The sequence below is a fragment of the Streptomyces sp. NPDC003691 genome (assembly GCF_053981115.1).
Genome location: NZ_JBSFNQ010000234.1, coordinates 1 through 1,297 on the forward strand (window position 1 = coordinate 1; position 1,297 = coordinate 1,297).

Consider the following 1,297-nt stretch of genomic DNA (forward strand, 5'->3'; position numbering starts at 1 on the left):
GGCACCACACACTCCACCACCACAAACCCCTCCACCCCACCACCCACACCCAAACCACCCACCGACACACCCACCCCACGCCACTCCACACCGAACAGATCGGGGTGGCGGCCGACTCCGTCGAGCAGACGGGTGGGCTCGGTGTCCCGGACGGCGAGAGCAGCCACCGAGGCGACCGGTTCTCCGGAGCCGTCGCTGAGGGCGAGCCGGACCGTGCCCGGCCCGGTCGGTGTCAGCCGGACCCTCAGCTCCTCCGCACCGCCCGACCGGTGCACCCGTACGCCGGACCAGGAGAACGGCAGCACCACACGGCCGCTCGGCGCGCTCACTCCGTCGACATGGCCCAGGGCCAGCGGATGCAGGGCGGCGTCGAACAGGGCGGGGTGAATGAGAAAGCGGTCCGCGCCGGCCGGTTCCCGGGGAAGCCCGACCTCGGCCAGTACCTCACCCTTCAGCGTCCAGGCGGCGCGGAGCCCCTGAAAAACGGGGCCGTAATCGTAGCCGCGGTCCGCGAGCCAGGTATAGGCGTCCTCGACCGGGAGCGGAGTCGCACCGGCGGGCGGCCAGGCGGTATCGGCGGCCGGAACGGCAGTGTCCACCCGCGCCTCGGACGGAGCCAGTGCCCCCGTGGCATGACGGACCCAGTCGGCCGCCTCCTCCTGCTGCGAGTAGAGGTTGACCGTCCGCAGACCGGTCCCGTCCTCCGGACCCACGACGACCTGGAGTGTGGTGGGGGTCTGGTCGGGGAGGGCGAGGGGGGTTTCGAGGGTGAGTTCGCGGACTTCGGGCAGCCCGAGCTGTTCCCCCGCGACCAGCGCGAGTTCCAGGAATCCGGTCGCGGGCAGGACCGGGGTCCCCGCAATCGCATGATCCGCCAGCCACGGATGCGACTCGCGGCTCAGGCGGCCGGTGAACAGATACCCCGCACCACCCGCCATCTCCACCCGCGCACCCAGCAGACCATGACCCGCATCCGCCAGACCCAGACCACCCGCATCCCCCGCACCCCGCCCCGCATCCAGCCAGAAACGCTCCCGCTGAAACGCATACGTCGGCAAATCCACCCCAGCACCCGAAACCGCCTCGCCGGAACCCGCGCCGAGCGCGTCCAACACCTTCGCCCACTCCACATGGCCGCCCCGGGCGAACAACCGCCCCACACCCTCCACCAGCGACTCCACCTCACCACGACCCCGCCGCAACAACCCCACACCACCCTCCACCAGCGCCGACAACGAAGCCCCCGGCCCCACCTCCACCACCGACCCCACACCCAACCCCGCCAACGCCTCCACCC

Annotated in this window: 1 protein-coding gene; it reads right to left on the reverse strand. The window is 71.5% G+C overall.

Features of this window, described 5'->3' with window-relative positions:
- On the reverse strand, positions 1-1,211 hold a 1,211-nt coding region (locus ACWDR0_RS34925; RefSeq protein WP_456355852.1), incomplete at its 3' end, for a polyketide synthase dehydratase domain-containing protein.
- Positions 1,212-1,297: the final 86 nt, after the last annotated feature.